At 56.5% G+C, this 21,211-nt stretch carries 21 protein-coding genes; 6 read left to right on the top strand and 15 right to left on the bottom strand.

All coding sequences use genetic code 11. The features are described 5' to 3' along the window. Positions 1–54 precede the first annotated feature (54 nt). Complete coding sequence (locus RBB44_RS12475) at positions 55–732, bottom strand: DUF3306 domain-containing protein (RefSeq protein WP_306147679.1); 678 nt, start codon at positions 730–732, stop codon at positions 55–57. Beyond that, positions 729–1,274: a DUF3305 domain-containing protein gene (locus tag RBB44_RS12480; RefSeq protein WP_133951682.1), complete on the bottom strand. Its 546-nt coding sequence runs from the start codon at positions 1,272–1,274 to the stop codon at positions 729–731. The genes RBB44_RS12475 and RBB44_RS12480 overlap by 4 nt, the downstream gene beginning before the upstream one ends. 220 nt (positions 1,275–1,494) lie before the next feature. Between RBB44_RS12480 and RBB44_RS12485 the strand changes: the two genes are divergently transcribed. Then, on the top strand, positions 1,495–3,453 hold the full coding sequence (locus RBB44_RS12485; protein WP_306147680.1) for a 4Fe-4S binding protein: 1,959 nt from the start codon (positions 1,495–1,497) through the stop codon (positions 3,451–3,453). 16 nt (positions 3,454–3,469) lie between these two features. On the opposite strand, the gene RBB44_RS12490 is transcribed toward RBB44_RS12485, so the two are convergent. Next, positions 3,470–4,183 carry a cytochrome c gene (locus tag RBB44_RS12490; RefSeq protein WP_306147681.1) on the bottom strand — a complete coding sequence of 238 codons (714 nt, stop codon included), beginning with the start codon at positions 4,181–4,183 and terminating at the stop codon, positions 3,470–3,472. Positions 4,184–4,321: 138 nt separating this feature from the next. Between RBB44_RS12490 and RBB44_RS12495 the strand changes: the two genes are divergently transcribed. From RBB44_RS12495 to RBB44_RS12510, 4 genes are read left to right on the top strand one after another with little or no spacing between them, the layout of a single operon-like run. Further along, positions 4,322–4,510 (top strand): DUF6494 family protein, encoded by a 189-nt coding sequence (locus RBB44_RS12495; protein WP_008193496.1) that lies wholly within the window; start codon positions 4,322–4,324, stop codon positions 4,508–4,510. A gap of 7 nt (positions 4,511–4,517) precedes the next feature. After that, entirely contained in the window at positions 4,518–5,657 is a 1,140-nt protein-coding gene (locus tag RBB44_RS12500) for an Mrp/NBP35 family ATP-binding protein (protein WP_306147682.1), read from the top strand. After that, entirely contained in the window at positions 5,654–6,361 is a 708-nt protein-coding gene (locus tag RBB44_RS12505; RefSeq protein WP_306147683.1) for a biotin/lipoate--protein ligase family protein, read from the top strand. Before RBB44_RS12500 ends, RBB44_RS12505 begins: the two co-directional genes overlap by 4 nt. Next, a complete protein-coding gene (locus RBB44_RS12510; RefSeq protein ID WP_306147684.1) occupies positions 6,358–6,840 on the top strand; it encodes a DUF6505 family protein in 483 nt (160 codons plus the stop codon). The genes RBB44_RS12505 and RBB44_RS12510 overlap by 4 nt, the downstream gene beginning before the upstream one ends. A gap of 75 nt (positions 6,841–6,915) precedes the next feature. On the opposite strand, the gene RBB44_RS12515 is transcribed toward RBB44_RS12510, so the two are convergent. From RBB44_RS12515 to RBB44_RS12545, 7 genes are all read right to left on the bottom strand, one after another. Next, complete coding sequence (locus RBB44_RS12515) at positions 6,916–8,061, bottom strand: iron-containing alcohol dehydrogenase (protein WP_306147685.1); 1,146 nt, start codon at positions 8,059–8,061, stop codon at positions 6,916–6,918. Between the two features lies 1 nt (position 8,062). Next, on the bottom strand, positions 8,063–9,448 hold the full coding sequence (locus RBB44_RS12520; protein ID WP_306147686.1) for an aldehyde dehydrogenase family protein: 1,386 nt from the start codon (positions 9,446–9,448) through the stop codon (positions 8,063–8,065). A 2-nt stretch (positions 9,449–9,450) separates the two neighbouring features. Further along, positions 9,451–10,818, bottom strand: coding sequence for a glutamine synthetase family protein (locus tag RBB44_RS12525; RefSeq protein ID WP_306147687.1), 1,368 nt, complete (start codon positions 10,816–10,818; stop codon positions 9,451–9,453). A gap of 139 nt (positions 10,819–10,957) precedes the next feature. Then, a complete protein-coding gene (locus RBB44_RS12530; RefSeq protein ID WP_055670853.1) occupies positions 10,958–12,007 on the bottom strand; it encodes a TRAP transporter substrate-binding protein in 1,050 nt (349 codons plus the stop codon). Positions 12,008–12,126: 119 nt separating this feature from the next. Then, entirely contained in the window at positions 12,127–13,467 is a 1,341-nt protein-coding gene (locus RBB44_RS12535; RefSeq protein WP_209174697.1) for a TRAP transporter large permease subunit, read from the bottom strand. Then, a complete protein-coding gene (locus RBB44_RS12540) occupies positions 13,467–14,063 on the bottom strand; it encodes a TRAP transporter small permease subunit (protein WP_306147688.1) in 597 nt (198 codons plus the stop codon). Before RBB44_RS12540 ends, RBB44_RS12535 begins: the two co-directional genes overlap by 1 nt. Further along, the gene (locus RBB44_RS12545) at positions 14,056–14,850 is read right to left on the bottom strand and encodes an N-formylglutamate amidohydrolase (protein ID WP_306147689.1); all 795 of its coding nucleotides are present in this window, start codon (positions 14,848–14,850) and stop codon (positions 14,056–14,058) included. The genes RBB44_RS12540 and RBB44_RS12545 overlap by 8 nt, the downstream gene beginning before the upstream one ends. Positions 14,851–14,995: 145 nt before the next feature. On the opposite strand from RBB44_RS12545, the gene RBB44_RS12550 reads away from it, so the two are divergent. Continuing rightward, on the top strand, positions 14,996–15,865 hold the full coding sequence (locus tag RBB44_RS12550; protein WP_306147690.1) for a MurR/RpiR family transcriptional regulator: 870 nt from the start codon (positions 14,996–14,998) through the stop codon (positions 15,863–15,865). 3 nt (positions 15,866–15,868) lie between these two features. Here RBB44_RS12550 and RBB44_RS12555 read toward each other — a convergent pair whose 3' ends face one another. Genes RBB44_RS12555 through RBB44_RS12575 form a run of 5 tightly spaced genes read right to left on the bottom strand, consistent with a single transcriptional unit; the run spans position 15,869 to position 20,963 of the window. Beyond that, entirely contained in the window at positions 15,869–16,309 is a 441-nt protein-coding gene (locus RBB44_RS12555; RefSeq protein WP_306147691.1) for a hydrogenase maturation protease, read from the bottom strand. 10 nt (positions 16,310–16,319) lie between these two features. Continuing rightward, positions 16,320–17,762 carry a Ni/Fe hydrogenase subunit alpha gene (locus RBB44_RS12560; protein ID WP_306147692.1) on the bottom strand — a complete coding sequence of 481 codons (1,443 nt, stop codon included), beginning with the start codon at positions 17,760–17,762 and terminating at the stop codon, positions 16,320–16,322. A 14-nt stretch (positions 17,763–17,776) separates the two neighbouring features. After that, a complete protein-coding gene (locus RBB44_RS12565) occupies positions 17,777–18,361 on the bottom strand; it encodes an NADP oxidoreductase (RefSeq protein WP_306147693.1) in 585 nt (194 codons plus the stop codon). Continuing rightward, positions 18,358–19,086, bottom strand: a complete 729-nt coding sequence (locus RBB44_RS12570; RefSeq protein WP_306147694.1) for a 2Fe-2S iron-sulfur cluster-binding protein — start codon at positions 19,084–19,086, stop codon at positions 18,358–18,360. Before RBB44_RS12570 ends, RBB44_RS12565 begins: the two co-directional genes overlap by 4 nt. Next, a complete protein-coding gene (locus RBB44_RS12575) occupies positions 19,083–20,963 on the bottom strand; it encodes an NAD(P)H-dependent oxidoreductase subunit E (RefSeq protein WP_306147695.1) in 1,881 nt (626 codons plus the stop codon). Before RBB44_RS12575 ends, RBB44_RS12570 begins: the two co-directional genes overlap by 4 nt. Positions 20,964–21,211: the final 248 nt, after the last annotated feature.

Below are 21,211 nucleotides of genomic sequence, written 5' to 3' on the forward strand. Positions count from 1 at the left end.
CCGTCACCTCCCTCAAACGCAAAGAGTTTAGCTCCCACAAGTCGGGTTCGATATTCACGAATAGTCGAACCTCATTCGGCGAGGGCGTTGAGGCGGCTCTGCCTCGACATTGGTTGTATCACCCGCCGAAGACTCAAACTCGTCACGTATTGGCATATCTTGCAACAACGCTTCTCCTTGCGTCAATTGCACAAGTGCTTCTTCATTTTCGCCACAATTATGCTGCTCTGCAGTATTTTCATCATCTTGCACTGCAGCAATTCTTTGATTTGCTTCGTCTGGCTCGACGATCGCTTCTGCCACCTCTTCGGCGATCTCGTCTTCCTCGCCTTCTACAAACCGTTCCACCATCCCTTTACCGACCTGATAGACGGTCTGGAGGTTAGAGACGACTGTTGCGGCATCAGTGAAGTCATCTGCGTAATCAACCAAGCCATCCAGGTTGGCGAGAACCGGATTGAGGCCCCAGAGCCTGCGCAGCGCACGCCGCTTAAGCCGCTCAGGAACCGCAGCTGACAAAAATTGGCTAAAGTCATCTTTTTCGGTGAGCGTATCGGGGTCCGGAAGGTTGAGTTCTTCAAGGATCTCAGCATCGCTTTTGGTTTCAAGCTCCGCCCGTTCCTTTGCGACCACCGCTTCTTCTACCTGAACACGTTCCAGCTCTTCGGACCGCTGCACTGCCGCTTTTCGCCGCGACCAGAAATCCATCCCCGCTTTTTCATCGCCGGTCATTGCAAAGTGTCCTTTGGCTTGCGCCGCGGAGAGCGGTAGACATCCGTCATCTGGCGAATGCGGGGGTCGCCAATTCCTTCTTCTTGCAGATCGACCCGCTTTTTATCCCGACGGCGCTTGATAAAGATTTCGTCCTCATGATGGGTCTCGGCAAACTCTCGCACCCATGCGATCAGGCCCGGCGGCATCGGAACCTTTTCAACGAGAACGTCGCTCGTATCCGCATAGTCTTGCCCTTCGTAAGCTGACGCAGTGATCAGCATCACCTCCATGGGGACGTCCCGGTCCAGCTCTTCGGCGGGCCGCATCACGACATAAAGCGAGGGCGTTTTGTCAGAGAGCGCGGTGAGATAGGCCTCGGTTTCGGCGCGGTGCAGCTCAAGCGGAAGGGTGGCCGCATGGTACTCAACTGCGTCTCCTTCCTTGCGCAGCACTTGCCAGTCTGCATCACCTGCGCCTGGCAAAAGCGATACAGCACGCCACGACCATTTCTGCCAGCGCGTCACGCCGGGCAAGCGGCGCACGACAACGCCAACCGGCATCGAACGGCTTCTTTCCGTATTCACAGGCGCGCATCCTCCAGATATCCGGTCCGGCCGGAAATTTTATTTTTGCCCATGCTGACGCAACATTTGGAAATTTCAAGTCCTTACAAAGGCCACTTGACGGAAAGACACCTTCGCCCTTGATTAGAAACTGTTGAGCCAATTTCCTGCGCGGGAGACGCTGAAATGGCATCATGGGGGAGAGGACGCGCGCTCGATGACAGATGCGAAGCTGCTGCTGTGCGACTGCTTGAAAAGCCAGTCGATTAACGCAGAAGAGATTGAAAAATATACTGGGCTGGCTTGCTCGAAAGTCCACACAGCCCTGTGTCACACGGAAGCTGCAGCGGCCGAATCAGAGTTACAGAGCGGCGACGTCGTCATTGCCTGCGCTCAAGAACGAACGTTTTTCGAAGAGCTCGCGCAAGATCTTGAAGTTAATGACCCGCATTTTATCGATATCCGCGACCGAGCGGGGTGGACCTCGAACGATGTTGAACCAACGGCAAAAATGGCGGCGCTCATTGCTGAGGCCATGTTGCCGGACCCAGGTGAGCGCGTCGTCGACGTTTCCTCCGAAGGAACTTGCCTGCTACTTGGTGAACCGGACATCGCGTTTGATGCGGCCAAGCTTCTTTGTGACACACTGAGTGTGACTGTTCTGGTCACCCCCGATGTCGAGTTACCGGTTACTGACGATCGCCGCTTTGATGTCGTGCGCGGTCACATCAAATCGGCAACCGGTGCCCTCGGCGGATTTCAAGTCGCTTTCGATGCTCTGCAGGAACGCATTCCAGGTGGCCGGGGCGCATTCAACTGGACAGAACCGAAAGGCGGCGGCCAGAGCGCGTGTGACATCATCGTAGACCTGCGCAGGGATGCACCGTTGTTTCCCGCCGCTGATAAGCGCGAGGGGTATCTTCGCGCGGATCCCGGCAACAAGGATGCTTATTCGAAGGTTATCCTGGAAGCTTCTCAACTCATCGGGACGTTTGAAAAACCAATCTACGTAAAGGTCAACGAAGACCTTTGTGCGCACTCCAGAGCACAGAAAACCGGCTGCAACCGCTGCCTGAACCTTTGCCCAACCGGTGCAATTACTCCCGCTGGGGATCACATCACCATCGACCCGATGGTTTGCGCAGGATGCGGGATGTGTTCAGCGGTGTGTCCGTCCGGCGCTGTTTCCTATGACGCGCCGACACCGCAACATGTCTTCAAGCGGATTGAGACGCTTTCAACGACCTGGCGAAAGGCGTCAAACGAGCCTCCACGCCTGCTGGTCCATGATGCGGCCTACGGTCTTGAAATCATCAAACTGTCGGCCCGATACGGCAAAGGCCTGCCGACTGACGTTATTCCGCTTGAAGTATCGGCATTGGCCGCTTTCGGCCACGCAGAGGCTCTAGCAGCCCTGGGGTGTGGATTTTCAGCAGTCGACATCCTAGTGTCACCCCAGACAGAACAGGATGGTCTCGCCTTTCAGGTCGATCTCGCAAACTCCATCTCCGGAAACAACCAGATACGATTGCTCGAACCAACGGATCCGGATGATTTGGAAGCCGCGCTCTATGAAGAGGCGGAACGGACAGCAAACGAGGCCCCAATCCTTCCGCTTGGATCCCGCCGACAGGTGACGCGCCTTGCCGCGAAGACCTTGAATGCACCGGACGCCGTGCTGGAACTTCCTGCCGGAGCCCCCTACGGCGCCGTTGCCATAAACGAAGACGCTTGCACATTGTGCCTTTCTTGCGTGTCCTTATGCCCATCTGGTGCCCTTAAGGAAAACCCTGATCAACCGCAACTTCGCTTCCAGGAAGACGCCTGCTTGCAATGCGGCATTTGCACAAACATCTGCCCGGAAATCGCTCTTTCCCTGGTTCCCCAGCTGAACTTGACCGACGCGGCTTTGACACCGATTGTGCTGAAAGAGGAAGAACCGTTTGAGTGCATCGAATGCGGCAAACCGTTTGGGGTTCGCTCAACAGTCGAACGGATCATGGGGCAGCTGGCAGGCAAGCATTCCATGTTCAAAGATGGCGGGGCCGCCCGGATGATTCAGATGTGTGACGATTGCCGGGTCAATGCGGCTTACCACAGCGAGAACAATCCGTTTGGATCCAACGAACGCCCGCGGGTTCGAACCACCGACGATTATATCAGGCGCGACCATTGACCGTGCCTGATCAGGATCACTGGTACTGGAGCGGCGCGCCCAAATCGGCCGGCGGGATGCGTGAGACAAAGGCGAGGATGGCATCCAGATCGTCCAGCGTCATTTCGACCGGAACAATGGGCGGCGGCCGTGTTTCATCGAACGGCTCCGTTACGTCTTCGATCAGCGTAAATGACGGATGCGGATTGAGCGCGAAAAACGCCTCGAATCGCGGCTTCCAGTCGGCGAGCGTTCGGAGAATCGCGAACGACGGGGTAGAGCCGATGCCCGCCATGCGCGTTGCGGCATTAACCCGGTGGCACCGCCCGCAATGCACCACGGCGAGCTTTTCGCCTTTTCCCGCATCTCCGGCGATCAGTCCGTCGTCAACTTCCTTTGCGATAGGAGCTGCAGCGGTAAACGCAAAGCCATCCTTAGCCGGAAAACCATTAATGGTCCGCCGGCCGACATCGCCGGTAAGCCAGTCCATAAATCTTTTGGTACCGCCCGTTTCCTGTTCGACAGATGCGTACCATGTGCGGTCCAATCCTTCGAATACTGGTGTTCCGCCTTCCTCATCCAATAGCCGCACTTCGGCTGGATCCTCAGGCGAAACCAGTTCGATCCGCGTATTCGTTTTCAAGGAAAATCGGGGCAGCAGGTATTTCAGGAAATCGCTGTCGTTGAGATCTTGCGGCACGCTGAGCCGAAACGGCTCCGCAGAGCGCACAGCATTAAAAGACGCGCTCATCCAGATGCACGCAAACACGAATATCAATAGTTTCCGGCAGGCCACGCGCTCCTCCTTCACGCAGCTGACATCAGTCTGTAAGCGTAGAAGCGAAAATGCCGATACGTCAATGCATGTCAAAACAACGGGGAGGTCCAAATGAACGACGACTTTAACATGTCCATGCGCAAATTCCTGAAACAGGTCGGGGTCACATCCCAACAAGCCATTGAAAACGCAGTTCGCGAAGCTGGCGCACCGGAGGGCAAAAGCTTCAACGTAAAGGCCGTGATCGTGATCGAGGAACTCGGCCTTGAGCATGTCGTTGAAGGCGAAATCAAGGGGTAAGGCAGACGTGTCCCTTTCACGCGAAACTGTTATTGAAACACTCAAGGCGATCGTGGATCCGGTGACGGGGGAAGACCTTCCGGCAACAGGCATGATCCGCGGCCTCAAGGTTGCCGATGGGACTGTGCGGTTCGTCCTTCAGATCGATCAAACCCGTGTTGATGAGATGGAACGGCTCCGGGAAGATGCCGTCCAACGGCTCGAAGCCTTGCCGGACTGCTCGTCTGCGCAAGTGATTCTGACATCGCACTCTGACCAACCCACCGCGCCAGCACCGGCAACACCTGCTGCCTCAATCCCTCAGGCGGGTCCTGGAGAGCTGAAGCCGATCAAACCGATCCCGGCTGCACCTGGCACTTCCGGACCGCAGCATGTGCCGGGCATCAAGAAGATCATCGCGATTGCGTCCGGTAAGGGTGGCGTTGGAAAATCGACTGTTGCCTCAAACCTCGCCTGTGCTCTGGCAGCGCAGGGTCTAAAGGTCGGTCTTCTGGATGCGGACGTTTACGGTCCGTCACAACCGGAAATGCTCGGCATAAAAGGACGACCGTCTTCACCCGATGGCCAGACCATTTTGCCACTTCGGAACCACGGCGTGACACTGATGTCGATCGGCCTGATGACATCTGGCGACAAGGCTGTTGTCTGGCGGGGGCCCATGCTGATGGGCGCTTTGCAACAGATGATGACCCAGGTTCAATGGGGTGCCCTGGATGTCCTGATTGTCGATCTGCCACCTGGAACCGGCGACGTCCAAATGACATTGTCGCAGAAGTTCATTGTCGACGGCGCAGTGATTGTCTCCACTCCGCAGGACATTGCCTTGCTGGATGCGCGCAAGGGCATCGACATGTTCCAGGAAATGAAAGTGCCGATCCTTGGCATGGTGGAGAACATGTCGACGCATATCTGTTCGAAATGCGGAAACGAGGAGCATATCTTCGGTCATGGCGGCGTCGCCAAGGAGGCCGCAAACCTGCGGGTTCCAGTACTTGCGGAGATACCCTTGCACCTCAACATCCGCACTGCGGCAGATGGCGATACACCAGCCGTGATCAAGGCCCCAGATGCGCCGGAATCGGCAGCCTTCAAGAAGCTGGCGAGAGCAGTGACAGAACAGCTTGCCGCTCAGGAGAGCTCGGCGTGAACGATCTCCAATTCCCACCGCTCTTCCAGGGAGAAGCGGTCACCGGTACGGCTGACCCATTCGACCGGGCAATAGCCCTTGCTGTTGCGGGTACAGACCCCGGAACTGTTGTCTATAACCTTGGAGGTGGCACATTACGGGCAAGCCTGATCTTTGCTCCGGAAGTTCCGCTGGAAGAAGCGATGAGCATGCTGCCGGTCTGCGGACTAGGATTTCAGGCAGCTCTCGGCGCCCTCGCCCCGCCCGAGGTCGCGGTTCATCTGGATTGGGCTGGCGGCATTCGGGTAAACGGGGCCACCTGCGGGCGTTTTCGCGTACGCGCGTCTGGAACAGACCCGGCCGAAACACCGGACTGGCTGATCATTGGCCTGGAGCTCAATGTTCAAATCCTTGAGGGAAATCCAGGCAACGATCCAGACAGGACATCTCTGATTGAAGAGGGCTGCGGCGAAGTTGAACCCGAACGCCTTCTTGAAAGCTGGGTTCGCCACACGCTTTACTGGATCAACCGATGGCAGGAAGACGGTCCTCGTCCGGTGCATGCAGAATGGCGCGGCCTTGCAAAAAACCTCGGCGAGGACATCGATTTCAACGGTGAAACCGGGACATTTGTTGGCGTTGATGAGTTTTTCGGTATGTTGATGCGGACGGATGGTGAAACAAAGCTTGTTCCGCTGTCTACCCAACTTGAGGGATCAAAATGAAGCTTGCTCGCGCGATCCATCTCGATGAGAGCGACCAGAACGTTTATTTTTCGCCAGCAAGGACTGGCGAATGGTGCCTATCCGGCGGTTTTGAATTCTCGGATTGGACGGAGGCGGAGCTGACCGGCAAGGCCAGGCAGGCCTTCGTCAACGGCTGGCTCGGATTGGAAACCTTCGGCCGGGTGACCTTTGTGGCAGTTACTCCGATTGAGGATCCGGAGTTCAACCAACTGGTGGACCGGCTGGCACAACACTTTGTCGACATCTATGGCGCCCCGTCTGTCGAGGCAGCAAGGGGCGTTGCGTCCGAAGAGCTGTCCTACATGGCCTCCATGTGCGCAGAGCACGACGACAACACGCTCCTCGCCGTCCAGCGTGAACTCTCAGACGAAGGCCTCCGGGAGGGCTTCTCGGCAATCAAGCCGCAGGCGGCAGAGCTCGACATGGTCGCCGTGCATGGAGACATGGGCGGGCACTAAGTTCTCTAAAGTTCAAAAATAGAAAAGGGCGCCGGTTGGCGCCCTTTACGTGCTGATCGTTCGCTTATGTTGATATCACATGATCTCTTCGAAAAGCGCTCGCGTGTTTTCGGCGGTCATCTCGATCGGATTACCACCAGTGCTCGGGTCACGAAGAGCCGCCGCGGTCAGTTCCTCGATATTCGGATCCTTGACGCCGAGCTCGGTCAAGGTCTTCGGAATGTTCATCGAAGCGTTGAACTCATCCACGAACGCGCAGAAGCCGTCAAAACCGCCTGAAATACCGAGATAGCCTGCTGCCGTGTCGAACCGGTCCGCAATTGCGGATTTGTTGAACTGGAGGACTGCCGGCATGCACACAGCGTTGGTCGTGCCGTGGTGGGTGTGGTGCACCGCGCCGATCGGATGGCTGAGTGCGTGAATGGCTCCGAGGCCCTTCTGGAACGCGGTCGCGCCCATTGCAGCCGCCGACATCATGTGTCCGCGTGCTTCCAGATCCGTGCCATCGGCGTAGGCCCGAGGGAGGTAGTCCACAACCAGACGCATGCCTTCCAGCGCAATGCCCTGGCTCATCGGATGGTAGTGCGGGCTGGAATAGGCTTCCACACAGTGGGCAAAAGCATCGAGGCCCGTTCCAGCAGTCAGGAACTTCGGCATTCCGACCGTCAGTTCCGGATCGCAGATCACCACGGACGGCAGCATCTTCGGATGGAAGATGATTTTCTTTTCCGCCGTATCGACCTTGGTGATGATACTGGCGCGGCCGACTTCGGATCCGGTCCCGGCGGTCGTTGGAACAGCGACGATCGGCGCGATCGCATCGGCATTTGCCCGGGTCCACCAGTCGCCAATGTCCTCAAAGTCCCAAAGCGGACGGGTCTGCCCCGCCATGAAGGCAATCACCTTAGCAAGATCGAGCCCGGAGCCGCCGCCGAAAGCAACAACCCCGTCATAACCACCATCCTGGTAAACCTTAACGCCTTCTGCGGCGTTCAGATCCGTTGGGTTCGGGTCGACTTCGGAAAACAGGCCCCGGCCCAGACCGGCAGCATCCAGCAGGTCCAGGGTCTTGGTGGTGATGTCCATGCTTGCCAGACCTTTGTCCGTAACAAGCAGCGGCTTGGAGATACCGGACGCCTTACAGGCATCGGCGATTTCCGAAATACGTCCCGCGCCGAAGCGCATGGCGGTTGGATATGACCAATTGGCAGTCAGCACCATCTTATTGAGCTTTCTTGAGGTGATAGGATTTCGGACGTGTCAGATTGTGATAGCCGATAATGGACAGACCGCCGCCGCGGCCAGTGTCCTTGCAACCTGTCCAGCACAGCGCCGGATCCAGATAATCTGCACGATTGAGGAAGACGGTTCCGGTCTCGATCTGATCGCCGATGGCTTCCGCGCGGGCGACATCCCGGGTCCAGAGCGATGCTGTCAGACCGAAATTGCTGTCGTTCATCAGCCGGATAGCTTCCGCATCGTCTTTGACCTTCATGATGCCGACAACGGGGCCGAAGCTCTCATCGCGCATAACGCGCATGGAATGATCCACATCGACGAGGATTTGCGGCATCAAGTAAGCGCCGCCATCATCTTCCGGGAACTTTGCAGGATCGATCAGGGCCTTGGCCCCATCTGTAATAGCTTCTTGCGTCTGGGCACGGACTTCTGCCGCGAAACGGGCATGGGCCATCGGACCAAGCGTCGTTTCCGGGTTTAGCGGATTGCCGAGCTTGTAGCCTTCGACAATCTTTACCGCCTTTTCGACAAAGGCGTCATAGAGGCTCTCCACCACATAGATCCGCTCAATGCCGCAACAACATTGACCGGCATTGAACATGGCCCCATCGATCAGTGTATCGACCGCTGCATCGAGATCCGCGTCTTCCATGACGTAGCCGGGGTCTTTGCCGCCGAGCTCAAGGCCAACGCCGGTGAACGTTCCAGCTGCGGCCTTTTCCATCGCCTGACCGCCCCCTACTGAGCCCGTGAAATTCACGAACCCAAAGGACTTTTCAGCAATCAGCGCAGAGGTTGTCGCGTGATCCAGAAATACATTCTGGAATACGTCTTCCGGAACGCCTGCTTCGTGGAAAGCCTTCGCCATACGCTCGCCCACCAACAGTGTCTGGGAGGCATGTTTCAGAACAACAGAGTTCCCTGCGATCAACGCGGGTGCGACCGTATTGATCGCGGTCATGTAAGGGTAATTCCAAGGAGCCACGACAAGCACCACGCCATGGGGCACGCGCTTGATCATCCGCTTGAATGCCGCATCATCGGCAACTTCGATCGGCGCCAGTGCCTCGGCAGCAATCTCCGCCATGTAAGAGGCACGCTCTGTAAAGCCGCCAAACTCACCACCGTAGCGGACGGGACGGCCCATCTGATGGGCGAGTTCGGGAACGATCTCGTCGTTCATCTCACCGACCTTGGCAACTCCGGCGAGAACAAGAGAGATCCGGTCTTCCAGCGGACGTGCTTGCCAGGCGATCTGAGCGGATTTTGCCCGCGCGACAGCCTCGCGGGCGTCGTCGGCGGACAAGACAGGGCGCTCCGCATAGACCGATCCGTCAATCGGAGAAATACAGGTTACTTTGCTTGTCATGTTTAGGCTCTTTCAAAACCCCGGGCGATTTCATAATCGGTGACAGCCCGGTCGAACTCTTCGATTTCCCATTCCGCTGCGCGGGCATAGTGGTCAATGACCGCGTCGGAGAAAGCTTCCCGCAGGAATTTTGATTTGCGCAGTGTTTCGCGCGCATCTCGCAAGGTGTGCGGGATTTCCTTGGCTTTTTTTACTTCATAGACGTCGCCGGATGTCGGCTTATCGAGCGGCAGTTCATCCTCAATTCCCTTGAGGCCAGCCGCAATCTGAACCGCAAGCGCCAAATATGGGTTCAGATCCGAACCGCCAATGCGGCACTCGATGCGCAGCGCTTTGGTCCCCTCGCCACACAAGCGGAACCCGGCGGTGCGGTTGTCGACAGACCAAACCATCTTGGTCGGCGCGAAGGTGCCTTTTTGGAAGCGTTTGTAGCTGTTGATGTAAGGCGCCAGGAAGTAGGTGTAGTCGGGCGCATATTTGATAAGGCCAGCCAGATAATGCTGCATCAACGCAGACATTCCGTATTCACCATCAGGATCGCAAAAGACATTGTTTCCGTCTTTGTCGAACAGCGACTGGTGCACGTGAGATGAAGAGCCAACCTTGTCGCTCGCCCATTTCGGCAGGAACGTCGCTGACCGACCCTTTGCCCATGCGATTTCCTTTACCGCGTGCTTTGAAATCGTATGATACTCGGCGGTATCAAGAGCCGGTGCGTACTTGATATTGAGCTCTTCCTGACCGGCTTCGGCCTCTCCCTTGGTGTTCTCGACCGGAATTCCAGCGGCATAGAGACCGTTGCGGATCGGCCGCATCACGTCCTCTTCCTTCGTTGTTTGAAGGATGTGATAATCTTCGTTGTAGCCGGAGATCGGCTCCATATCCCGGTAACCGCTCTTGCGCAGCTCATCGAAGCTCTTCTCGAAAAGGAAGAACTCAAGTTCGGTTGCCATGATCGGTGTAAGGCCCAGGGCGTTCATGCGCGCAACCTGGGTCTTGAGCATCGCGCGCGGCGAGTGCGGCACTTCCTTGTGAGTGTGGTGATCAAGAACATCACAGATCACCATGGCCGTGCCTTCGAGCCACGGAATGCGGCGGATCGTGGAGAGATCCGGCTTCATGACGTAGTCGCCATAGCCGCCCGACCAACTGGTCGCGGCATAGCCCTCCACGGTGAACATCTCCAGGTCCGTTGCCAGCAGGTAATTGCAGCAATGGGTTTCTTCGTAAGCGCTGTCCACGAAATGCTGGGCCAGAAAGCGTTTGCCCATCAACCGCCCCTGCATATCGACGATGCAAGCAAGTACTGTGTCGATCTCACCCGATGTCACGAGTGAATTCAGGGCATCAAAGGTCAGATTTCCCGGCATGTTGTCTGGTCCCTATTTGGCGGTTTACGAGCGCTCTTATTCAAAAAAATTCCCGGTCCGGAGGGTTCTATTTTTCCGGACCGGTAGTTGCAAGAACCGGCCACCCCGAAGGGTGAGATGGTCGGCTCCAGGGCTTGCATTAGGTGTAGCGGTAAGGACGTCCAGCTTTCTGCATGTCCTGATTGTACTTCTTGAAGATCTCGACAACTTTCGCCTTTGTCGGAGACTCTGCAGCGATCTCATCCCAGAAGACCATGGCAGCGGCTTCAACTGTTGCCCACTCTTCATCCGGAATGGATGTCAGTTCCATCTTGGTGCCGTTGACGCGCAGGTTCGCTTCGCCGCCCCAATACCACCATTGGCGGTAGTAGTGTGATGCATCCATGGCGAGCTGCAGCATCGTTTTCAGGTGATCCGGAAGCTCGTTCCAACGTTCCTGGTTTGCAAAGAACGAGCCTGCCCAAGCGCCAGAGATGTTGTTGGTCAGGAAGTAATTGGTAACGTCAGCCCAACCGACCGTGTAGTCTTCGGTGATGCCGGACCAGGCAATACCGTCGAGCTCACCGGTCTGAACCGCAACTTCAATATCTTCCCAAGGCAGGGTTACCGGAACAACGCCAAACTGTGCCATGAAGCGGCCGGCCGTCGGGAAGGTAAAGACGCGCTTGCCTTTCAGATCTTCCAGCGAGCGGATCGGATCTTTGGTGGCAAAGTGGCACGGGTCCCAAGCGCCAGCAGAGATGTGCTTGACGCCGACCTTGGCGTATTCCTCTTCCCAGATTTCCTTCAGACCGTACTGGTTGAAGAGTACCGGCACATCCAGGGAATACCGAGACGCAAACGGGAAATAACCGCCGAATACAGTGACTTCGGTCGGAGATGCCATGGAGTCATCGTCAGACTGCACCGCATCGATTGTTCCCTGTTGCATGGCACGGAACAGCTCGCCCGTTGGGACCAGCTGATCGGCGGTGTAGAGTTCGATCTCCATTTCACCGTTAGCGGCCTTGTTGAAGGCATCGATGTGCGGCTTGATCACATGCTCGGCCAGCGCCGGGCCTGCATAGGTCTGAAGGCGCCACTTGATCGGCGTCTGGCCGTGAACGGCCGGTGCGGCGAGCGTTACGGCACCCGCAGCTGCAACGGTACCTGTCCCGGCTTTTTTGAGAAAATCACGTCTGTTCGTCATTACTGTTCCCCTAATTTTCGGTTCCAAGGTCAAGCGGTCCGTCCGTTTGCCGGATCTCATTTAACCGCACATTCAAATCCGTTTCCTCCGGATATATTGTTTTTGTCCCGCTCCGCGCGTCATCGGCTGTAAACCAGTTCAGGCAGCCAAAGAGCGATTTGCGGGAAAGCCATGACAAGAGCCAGCGCAAGAGCCATCACCAGGACAAACGGCGTAATCGACCCGTAAATGTCCCGCATGGTGATGTCCTTGGGCGCCATTGCCCGCATCAGGAAGAGGTTGTAGCCAAACGGTGGCGTCATGTAGGCGATCTGTGTTGTGATCGTGTAAAGCACTCCGTACCAGATCAGCACTTGCCCGACCGGCATGCCTAGATCCAAGGTTGCCACCAATGGCACATAAAGAGGCGCCACGATCACCAGCATTGCCGTGTCGTCCAAAAATGTTCCCATAACCAAGAACGACAGCTGCATCAGGATCAGGATCATCCAGGGAGACAGGCCAAGCTGTTCGGTAAAGAGGTTCTCGATCGCTTTGACTGCGCCGAGCCCGTCAAAGACCGCGCCAAAGCCGAGAGCCGCAAGAATGATCCACATGAACATGCAGGAGATGCCGAGCGTGTTCCGCAGGCAGAGGATAAGGATGTCCATGGTCATGCGGCGTTTGATGATCGATGCAAGCAAGGCCGCCAGAGCACCGATCGCAGAGCTTTCGACAAGGCTGGTCCAGCCATTGACGAACGGTACCATCATCACCGCGAAAATGATCAGCGGAAGCAGTCCGGCAAGCAGAAGCCGATACTTTTCTTCCTTGGACGCTTCCCGCTCTTCAATCGTAAGGGCTGGGCCAAGATTGGGCTGAAGCTTACAGCGGACTGCGATGTAGACAATAAACATGGCCGCCATCATCAGGCCCGGGATGATACCGGCAAGCCAAAGCTGTCCGACTGGTGCCCGTGCAATCATCGCGTAGAGCACGAGGACAACGGAAGGCGGCACCAGAATGCCCAGCGATGACCCTGCCTGGATCACCCCCGTGACCATGCGCTTGTCGTACCCGCGTTTCAAGAGCTCCGGCAGAGCGATTGTCGCGCCAATCGCCATTCCGGCAACCGACAAACCGTTCATGGCTGAAATCAGAACCATGAGGAGGATCGTTCCAATGGCGAGTCCGCCGTTGAGCGGGCCCATCCAGACATGGAACATTTTGTAAAGATCGTCGGCGATCTTGGTCTCCGACAGGACGTAGCCCATGAAAATGAACATCGGCAGCGTCAGCAGCGGATACCATTTCATGAGCTTCATCGCCGCGGAAAACGGAATATCCTGGCCGCCGACACCCCACAGGCTAATGGCTGCGATGGCTGCAATACCGCCGATGGCTCCAAACACCCGCTGCCCGGTGAGCAGCATGAGCATCATCGACGAGAACATCAAAAGGGCGATCATCTCGTAAGACATCAGATGGTCTCTCCCCGGATGGTCGCAATATCCTTGATCAGCTCAGAAACGGTCTGCAGAAGCATCAGGAAAAAGCCGATACACATGGTCACCTTGATTGGCCAGAGAACCGGCCGCCACGCCGTCGGACTGCGTTCGATATAGCCCATGACCTCTCCGGCGGCAGCAGGCCCGCCGGTAAAGAAGGCGACGATCAGCTCCCAGTAGAACTCCGGAAACTCCCGACCGAAATAACCTAGGGAATAGGCTGTAGACCCAAGCGCCCCATAGAGGAGAACGCCAAGATAGAAGATCAAAAGAAGCACGGTGAAAGCATCGAACCAAGCCTTTTTCTTGATGCTCCACTCCGCATAAAACAGGTCCATACGGACATTCGACCCAAGCTGAACAGAATAGGGTCCGCCCAGAACGTAGTAGGCGACCATTGCAAACTGCGCCACTTCCAGGGTCCAAAGCGACGGATTGAAAAACGTCTTGGAGATTGAGGACCACAACAGGATCCCCGCCATGACAAAGACACCCCACATGATGACTTTGCCCAGACCGCGATTGAAACCGTCAACCGCGTGAACATACCAATGGGCGATCCTAGGCATGATCCGCAACCTCCTTCCGCAACACCGTTTTGGCAGCGGATTTCAACAAAGGTCCCAAGATGTCCGCCCAGTGCAGTTCCTCATTTGGCGTGCGCACTTCGTCGTTTCGGATTTCGATCATCAGGCACGGCAGCGACTTGTCTTCGCCATGCCGCCTGACAGTGTAGTAAACCCCATCGGAGGGGGCATAGGGCTCATTGTCGCCAACGGTCAGATCGCCACGTGCCTTCAACCCCGCCAACACAGGATCGGCCAGGCGGCGGTCGTTTTCGGAGATCAAACCGATTTCCCAGGGCCGAGACTCGCCTTTGTAGACCGGCGTATAGGTGTGGATGGACACCACTGCAGATGGCAGCCCCTTGTCCGCCCGAAGCGCAAGCACTTTGTCGATCGCATCGTGAAACGGGCGATGAACCAGATTGATCCGGAATGTCCGCTCTTCATCGGATAAATTCTTGTTTCCGGAGATCTCTGTCAGCTCACTTAAGCACGGCGTCAGATCTTCGCGAGTTTCTTCGCGATTGCAGTCGATGACCAGACGGGAAACCGTCGTATAGATCAAAGGCGCATCAAGCGCCTTCGACAACGCCATCGCGACGCCGAGCGCGCCCGGATCCCATGAAATGTGCGCGGATTTCTCTTCATCCGACACACCAAGGCACTGATCATAGGGAGCAGGAAAATGATTCGAAGCATGATCACACAAAAGGACCAGCTCACCGGCACCTTCTGCATTTACAACCTCTACAGCACGGGACATTCCGCCGTTTTGGTGGTTTGATCCCATTCATCCCCCCGGAAAAGCGTCTGCTTGTTTCTGTAATGTTTGTTACAGTATTGCCGACAAATTCAAACTCTGTAATATCTGATACACGAAATACGGTTCTGTCAAACAGTTTTGATAGCTCCGCCAAAAATTGAGGCAGCAGCCCATGGAACGCCCACTTTTGGACGACATACGTGATCGGCTCGACGAGTTTACCGCGACCGAAAAGAAGGCGGCGCATGCCCTGATGGCAAATTATCCGGTGCAGGGATTGGGGACTGTTGCAGAGTTTGCAAAAGCCGCCGGGGTGAGCGCTCCGACCATTCTCAGGTTTGTGGCCCGGCTGGGGTTTCCAGGCTTCGCGGAATTCCAGAAAAAGCTGCGCAGCGAACTCGCCAATCAGCTGAACTCCCCGCTCGCACGCAGCGCCAGTCTTGCAAAGGATACAACGGGCGACCCGCATGTCGGGCAACTGATCGAGAACATCCGTGAGACATTCGACCATCTGCCAAAAGGCGAGCTTGACGGTCTTGTCAAATTATTGGCCGACGACCGCAAGACCGTTCACCTGATCGGCGGGCGGTTCACTGACGGCCTTGCAAGGTACATGGCAGCGCACTTGCGTATCGTGCGGCCGAACGTCGTTCATGTGGCCGGGCAGCACGGGAACTGGCTCGACCAGTTGCTTGGGATTGGCCCAAAAGATGTTGTGCTGGTCTTCGACATCCGCCGGTACCAGGCAGAGATCATTCAGTTTGCAGAAGCTGCGGCCAAACAAGGAGCGACCGTTGCGCTGGTCACAGACAGCTGGATGTCGCCCATTGGCCGAATAGCTTCCTACGTGTTGCCAGCCCGTGTCGCAGTTCCCTCGCCCTGGGATTCATCCCTGGCGCTGATGGCTATTGCCGAAGTGTTGATTGCCGGGGTGACGCGGGAAAATCAGGACAAAGCAGAAGAACGGATGCGCGCCCTGGAGGCACTTCGCAATTCCCATGACCCTGCAACTGAGAGCCGGACCGATACACCGGACATCTAAAGCCTAAGGTGTAGAAAGCTTTCCGGCCCAATCCAGGAAAAATGCCTGTGCCCTCGTGAGGTTGGCGGCCGCCTGATCTGAAAGGCCTTCCTTCACGTCACCGTATTCCACACCGGTTATCCCAAGTACAAAGGCGGTCGGCGCCGCGCCATAAAGGGTTTCGCACAAGGACAGGACAGTTTCAGGAACCAGACTGTGGCTGCCCAGAACTTCCGGCGCACCAGGTTTGATCTCGCGGAACGAAAAGGGCTCCGAGCTCCCAATCTCTGCGTCTGCAAACACGACAAGCTCATGTCCAGAGACATCAAAGGCGTGCTCTGCCACGAGCTGGTAATCGGTATCGATCGTCCAGGACGTCAGGTCACGCGTTGCCATGCTTTCAGAAAACGCAGGCCCAAGCCCATCGTCTCCCCGACCCGGATTGCCGTACCCAATCAACAACATCCCAGCGCCCTCATACCGACTGCGCCTTGCTATCGACCAACTCCCCGTCCGAATTGAAAAGCTCCACCTGCAATGGCATCTGGCCCAGCGCATGGGTGGCACAGGAGAGGCATGGATCATAAGCCCGGATCGCAACTTCGACATGGTTGAGCATGCCCTCTGTGATCTGTTCATGACCACTTAAGTGTTTGACGGCGACATCCTTGACCGCCCTGTTCATGCCCTCGTTGTTGTGCGTCGTTGACACGATCAGATTGCAATAGGTGACCTGATCGTTTTCATCGACTTGATAATGATGAATGAGATTTCCGCGCGGCGCTTCGATGACGCCAATCCCCTCGCCGCGCCGGTCCCCGGTCACAACCAAATCGTCTCCTTGTAGGTCTGGGTCGTTGAGCAGTTCGCGGATCTTCTCAACGCAATGCACGACCTCGATCATCCGGGCCCAGTGATTTGCGAGCGTCGAATTGTTTGGGCGACCATCCGTGACGGTTTTAAGCTCGTCCAGTGAAGCGTTGGCAATTGGCGTTTCTATGAAGCTGGCCGTATTCATACGCGCCAGCGGCCCAACCCGGTACCAACCAACCTCTGGTCCAAGCTCCTTGATGAAGGGAAACTTCATATAAGACCAGGACCGCACATCCTCGATCAGACGCTCATGATACTGCGTATAAGGCAATTGATCGAAGATCTCGTCCCCAGTCGACTTCAATGCGCGGAGGTTGCCATGGTAGAGATCAAGCGCACCATCTTCCTCTCGTACGAGAGACATGTAGTTCGACGGAAATGATCCGAACTCGGCGACCAGATCCTCATGTTCGAGCGTATAGTCTCTGGCAAGCTTGACCGCGTCCTGTGCCCATTCGAGCATCTCATCAATCGTGCTCAGAAAATGATCGCGTCTTTCGATCGGAAGATTGCGGTTGATGCCCCCAGGGATAGCGCCGGTTCCATGGATCTTCTTGCCCGCCGTCGCCTCGATGATCTCCTGACCGTATTTGCGCATCAGGACGGCGCGTTTGCCGAGCTCTGGCTGTTCCTTGATCACTTCGAAAATGTTGCGTTTCTCGGCAGGAGCCCCAAACCCAAACAACAGGTCTGGCGCCGCCAAATGGAAGAAATGCAGTACGTGGCTCTGCATGACCTGCCCGTAGTGCATCAACCGCCGCATTTTCTCAGCGGTCGGCGTCAACTGATCGACGCCCACGATCATGTCCATGGCCTTGGCGGCCGCTAGGTGGTGGCTGACCGGGCAAATACCGCACAGGCGCTGCACGATGACTGGGACTTCCCACATGAGGCGCCCACGAATGAACCGTTCGAAACCACGGAATTCGACAATATGCAGCCTGGCCTCATCCACTTCGTTTTCCGAATTGAGGTGAATGGTGACTTTCCCATGCCCTTCGACACGGGTGACCGGCGAGATTTCAATCAGTCTGGGTTCGCCCATATACTCGCCCCTGGTTAGTCGAACTTGATCATTTCGCGCTCAAAGCCCCGAAATTTCCCGGTGAGCAGCTTTGAGAGCGTGTCAAAAATAATGTCCCCTTCCGGCGCGCAGCCGGGAATCTGATAGTCGATCTCCACCACCTGCGCGCACGGATACACCTCATCAAGCAGCAGCGGCAAAGCCGGATCATTGGGCACATTGTGGGTCGTGTTTCGGATGTAGCGGCCGGTTATGTAGGCCTCGTCCAGGCATTCTCGTAAGGGCTCGTCGGAGTGCATGATCGCGTTGCGCATGGCCGGAAGTCCGCCCATGATCGCGCACTGCCCTAGCGCAATCAGCACATCGCAGTTCCGCCGAAAATCCTGCAGGACATGAACGTTTTCCTCGTTGCAGCAACCGCCTTCAATGATACCGATGTCGCAGCGCTGGGTGAAACGCTTCTTATCGGTCAAGGGAGACCGGTCGACCTCGACGAGCTTCATCAGATCAATCAGGCGTTCATCGACATCGAGGATTGCCATGTGACAGCCGAAACAACCGGCCAGTGAAGCTGTCGCGATCCGGGCCTTAGGAAGCTCCACCTGAGATCTCGCACTCATTTGCGCTTCTCCTCAATGTCATGACCGATCAGCCCTTTGTCGAACTCCCGCTCGCCAATCGGAGTTACAAAACCGACCCGTTTGCGGATGATGCAGCCGACCGGACAGACTTCCGCCGAGATCGCATTGTCAGTCACAGCTGCATCTGTGTCGGCAAGGTTCTCGCCGTTCACAGCGACACGCCGGTGAATTCCCCGGCCGACATAACCAAAGACGCCCTTGCCATCGACATCCTGAGACGCCCGGATACACCGTCCGCAACTGATGCAGCGGTTGGTGTCGAGCGCAATGTCAGGGTGAGAAGCATCGAGAGCCCGGCAAGGTTCCAGATACGGAAAATTTGTCGCCTCGGTCATGTCGAGCCGGTAAGCCATTGCCTGAAGCTCGCAATTGCCACTGGCTTCGCAGATAGGACACAAGTGATTGCCTTCATGAAACAGCATTTCCACGAGATCACGGCGCATCTTGTTGAGGTGCGGCGTTTCGTTTTCGACCGTCTGGCCCGGAGCCGCCGGCTGGGTGCAGGCGGATACGCTCCGGCCGCCTGCTTTCACGGTACAAACCCTACAACTGCCCTGATGGCGCAGCCCTTCATGGTCGCACAAACGAGGGATGTAGACACCGGCCTCATCGGCAGCTTCCATGATGGTTTGCCCGGCATAGGCCGTGACCTCGACACCATCGATCGTGAAACTGAACCCGGTTTCCTTTTTTGTGCCGCTCATTCTGTGAAATCCCTGTCGAAGATGTAGGAACGGCGCTTGGCGATCTTCCGGGCACCCTCAATCGCCGACTGAATATCGAAAGTGTCGCGGATCCCGTCCTTGCTCGGCTTGGTCATGGCTGAATAGACCAGCGGGAAGTTCGCCAAGGTCGACAACACCGGATTGGGTGATGTCATGCCAAGGCCGCAGCGGCTGGTCTCAATGATCGTGCCGGAGAGATCCTTGAGGTAGTCGATGTCCTCTGGATTGGCGAGCCCTTTGCGGAACTTCTGGATTGCCTTTTGCAAGAAGACATTACCGACCCGGCAAGGCGTGCAATAGCCGCAGCTTTCATGCACGAAGAACGACATGTAGTAGTCAACGATTTCAAGAATGTTCCGCTGACCGTTAAAGACGATGATCGCGCCACCGGTCGCGAGATCGTCGAATGTGAGCTTTCGGTGAAAACTGTCCCGGGCGATCATTGCACCGCTCGGCCCGCCAACCTGAACCGCCGCAGCATCCTGACCGCCGACCATTTCCAGAAGCTCCCAGACTGAATGACCGTAAGGAAGCTCGTAAATCCCAGGGTTTAAACAGTCACCGCAGACCGAGAACAGCTTGGTTCCATGACTGCCTTCAGTGCCCATGTCATGGAACCACTTCGCACCCTGGTCCAGAATGCGTGCGGCATGGCAGAAGGTCTCCACATTGTTGACCACGGTCGGGTAGCCGAGATACCCGCGATTGACCGGGAACGGCGGGCGGGTTTTCGGCTCACCCGGCAACCCTTCACAAGAACTGATCAGGGCACCTTCTTCACCGCAGATATAAGCGCCCGCGCCCATCTGGATACGGATATCAAAGTTGAAGCGCTTGGTGCCAAGGATCTCTTTGCCAAGCAGTCCGCGCCGGCGGCGCTCCTCTAGCACTTGTTCCAAAAGTTCGCGCAGGTAGACATACTCGCCGCGCAGATAAAGGATCCCTTCCTTCGCCCCAACCGCACGGGCGGCTATTGTCATACCCTCGATCAGAAGATGTGGCCGCTCTGTGAGAAGAACGCGGTCCTTGAAGGTGCCAGGTTCGCCCTCATCTGCATTGCAGATCACAAAAGACCGCTCAGCTCGCTCAGCTGCCGCAAATCGCCATTTGCGCCCCGTCGTAAATCCAGCACCCCCACAACCGCGCAAGCCGCTTTCTTCAATCATCGAGATAATCTGGGAGGAGGTGATGCTGACCGCTTTGGAAAGGCCCGCATCTTCGCGCACCGGCCCAAGAAGCACAGTACCGGCATGGCGGATGTTGTTGTCCACCATGCGCACTGCACGGTCATGCTGTGAGAGAGTGGCAAACCGGTCGCTGACAAGATCATCTGGGCTGCCGCCTGCTTTAATCGTCAGGGCCACTTCCCGCGCAGATTGAGCTGTCAGATTGGTCAGGACAATATCGTTGACCATCGCTGCAGGCGCTTGGTCGCACATACCAATGCAAGGGGTGTATTCAAGGGACACGGCCCCATCTGCGGATGTTTCGCCAATCTTGACCCCGAGCGCATCTTCGAAAGCGGCTGTGACGGCTTCCAGTCCGGCATATCGATCGACAATATCGTCGCACAGACGGATGGTAATCCGGCCTTTCGGCTTTAGGGACAGGAAAGAATAAAAGCTCGCGACCCCTTCGACCTCGATCCGGGTCAGGCCAGTTTCTTCAGCGATTTGGTCCATGGTCGCTGGTGCAATGCATTGGAAACGGTCCTGAACCTCGCGCAGGATATCCAGCATCCGATGCTTGTCATTGCCGAACCGTTCGCAGATCTCGGCAATCGCACCGTCCGGTACCGGGGTCACGCTGCAAGCTGCCTTCGATACTCCGTTGCCAGCCTGCTGACCGTTATCCATGATTTTCTCCCAAGGTCCAGCAGGACCCGGATGCAGCCTTTTTGCTTCTTAAGGCGACACACCCGGACCTGAGGTTCGCCGCATCACTGGCAAAACTCCGTAGCCCACACCGTTCCAGAGATGGCCTGACACGTCTTTGAGCAATATCAACGGACCGCGACCAAACGGCCGGGCCTGAGCCCGAATACAGCGCCAACAAAAAAGCCCAGGCAATGTGCCCGGGCTTTTGATGACCGTTGATGGTCGAT

The sequence above is a fragment of the Roseibium sp. MMSF_3247 genome (assembly GCF_030733765.1).
Lineage (GTDB): Bacteria > Pseudomonadota > Alphaproteobacteria > Rhizobiales > Stappiaceae > Roseibium.

What these genes read in the sequence shown, in the direction of transcription:
- RBB44_RS12530 (WP_055670853.1), bottom strand. Translation starts at nt 12,007, where the DNA reads ATGACGAACAGACGTGATTTTCTCAAAAAAGCCGGGACAGGTACCGTT.
- RBB44_RS12520 (WP_306147686.1), bottom strand. Translation starts at nt 9,448, where the DNA reads ATGACAAGCAAAGTAACCTGTATTTCTCCGATTGACGGATCGGTCTAT.
- RBB44_RS12540 (WP_306147688.1), bottom strand. Translation starts at nt 14,063, where the DNA reads ATGCCTAGGATCGCCCATTGGTATGTTCACGCGGTTGACGGTTTCAAT.
- RBB44_RS12495 (WP_008193496.1), top strand. Translation starts at nt 4,322, where the DNA reads ATGAACGACGACTTTAACATGTCCATGCGCAAATTCCTGAAACAGGTC.
- RBB44_RS12490 (WP_306147681.1), bottom strand. Translation starts at nt 4,183, where the DNA reads ATGAGCGCGTCTTTTAATGCTGTGCGCTCTGCGGAGCCGTTTCGGCTC.
- RBB44_RS12515 (WP_306147685.1), bottom strand. Translation starts at nt 8,061, where the DNA reads ATGGTGCTGACTGCCAATTGGTCATATCCAACCGCCATGCGCTTCGGC.
- RBB44_RS12485 (WP_306147680.1), top strand. Translation starts at nt 1,495, where the DNA reads ATGACAGATGCGAAGCTGCTGCTGTGCGACTGCTTGAAAAGCCAGTCG.
- RBB44_RS12535 (WP_209174697.1), bottom strand. Translation starts at nt 13,467, where the DNA reads ATGTCTTACGAGATGATCGCCCTTTTGATGTTCTCGTCGATGATGCTC.
- RBB44_RS12510 (WP_306147684.1), top strand. Translation starts at nt 6,358, where the DNA reads ATGAAGCTTGCTCGCGCGATCCATCTCGATGAGAGCGACCAGAACGTT.
- RBB44_RS12475 (WP_306147679.1), bottom strand. Translation starts at nt 732, where the DNA reads ATGACCGGCGATGAAAAAGCGGGGATGGATTTCTGGTCGCGGCGAAAA.
- RBB44_RS12565 (WP_306147693.1), bottom strand. Translation starts at nt 18,361, where the DNA reads ATGAGTGCGAGATCTCAGGTGGAGCTTCCTAAGGCCCGGATCGCGACA.
- RBB44_RS12525 (WP_306147687.1), bottom strand. Translation starts at nt 10,818, where the DNA reads ATGCCGGGAAATCTGACCTTTGATGCCCTGAATTCACTCGTGACATCG.
- RBB44_RS12570 (WP_306147694.1), bottom strand. Translation starts at nt 19,086, where the DNA reads ATGAGCGGCACAAAAAAGGAAACCGGGTTCAGTTTCACGATCGATGGT.
- RBB44_RS12555 (WP_306147691.1), bottom strand. Translation starts at nt 16,309, where the DNA reads ATGTTGTTGATTGGGTACGGCAATCCGGGTCGGGGAGACGATGGGCTT.
- RBB44_RS12575 (WP_306147695.1), bottom strand. Translation starts at nt 20,963, where the DNA reads ATGGATAACGGTCAGCAGGCTGGCAACGGAGTATCGAAGGCAGCTTGC.
- RBB44_RS12550 (WP_306147690.1), top strand. Translation starts at nt 14,996, where the DNA reads ATGGAACGCCCACTTTTGGACGACATACGTGATCGGCTCGACGAGTTT.
- RBB44_RS12545 (WP_306147689.1), bottom strand. Translation starts at nt 14,850, where the DNA reads ATGGGATCAAACCACCAAAACGGCGGAATGTCCCGTGCTGTAGAGGTT.
- RBB44_RS12560 (WP_306147692.1), bottom strand. Translation starts at nt 17,762, where the DNA reads ATGGGCGAACCCAGACTGATTGAAATCTCGCCGGTCACCCGTGTCGAA.
- RBB44_RS12480 (WP_133951682.1), bottom strand. Translation starts at nt 1,274, where the DNA reads ATGCCGGTTGGCGTTGTCGTGCGCCGCTTGCCCGGCGTGACGCGCTGG.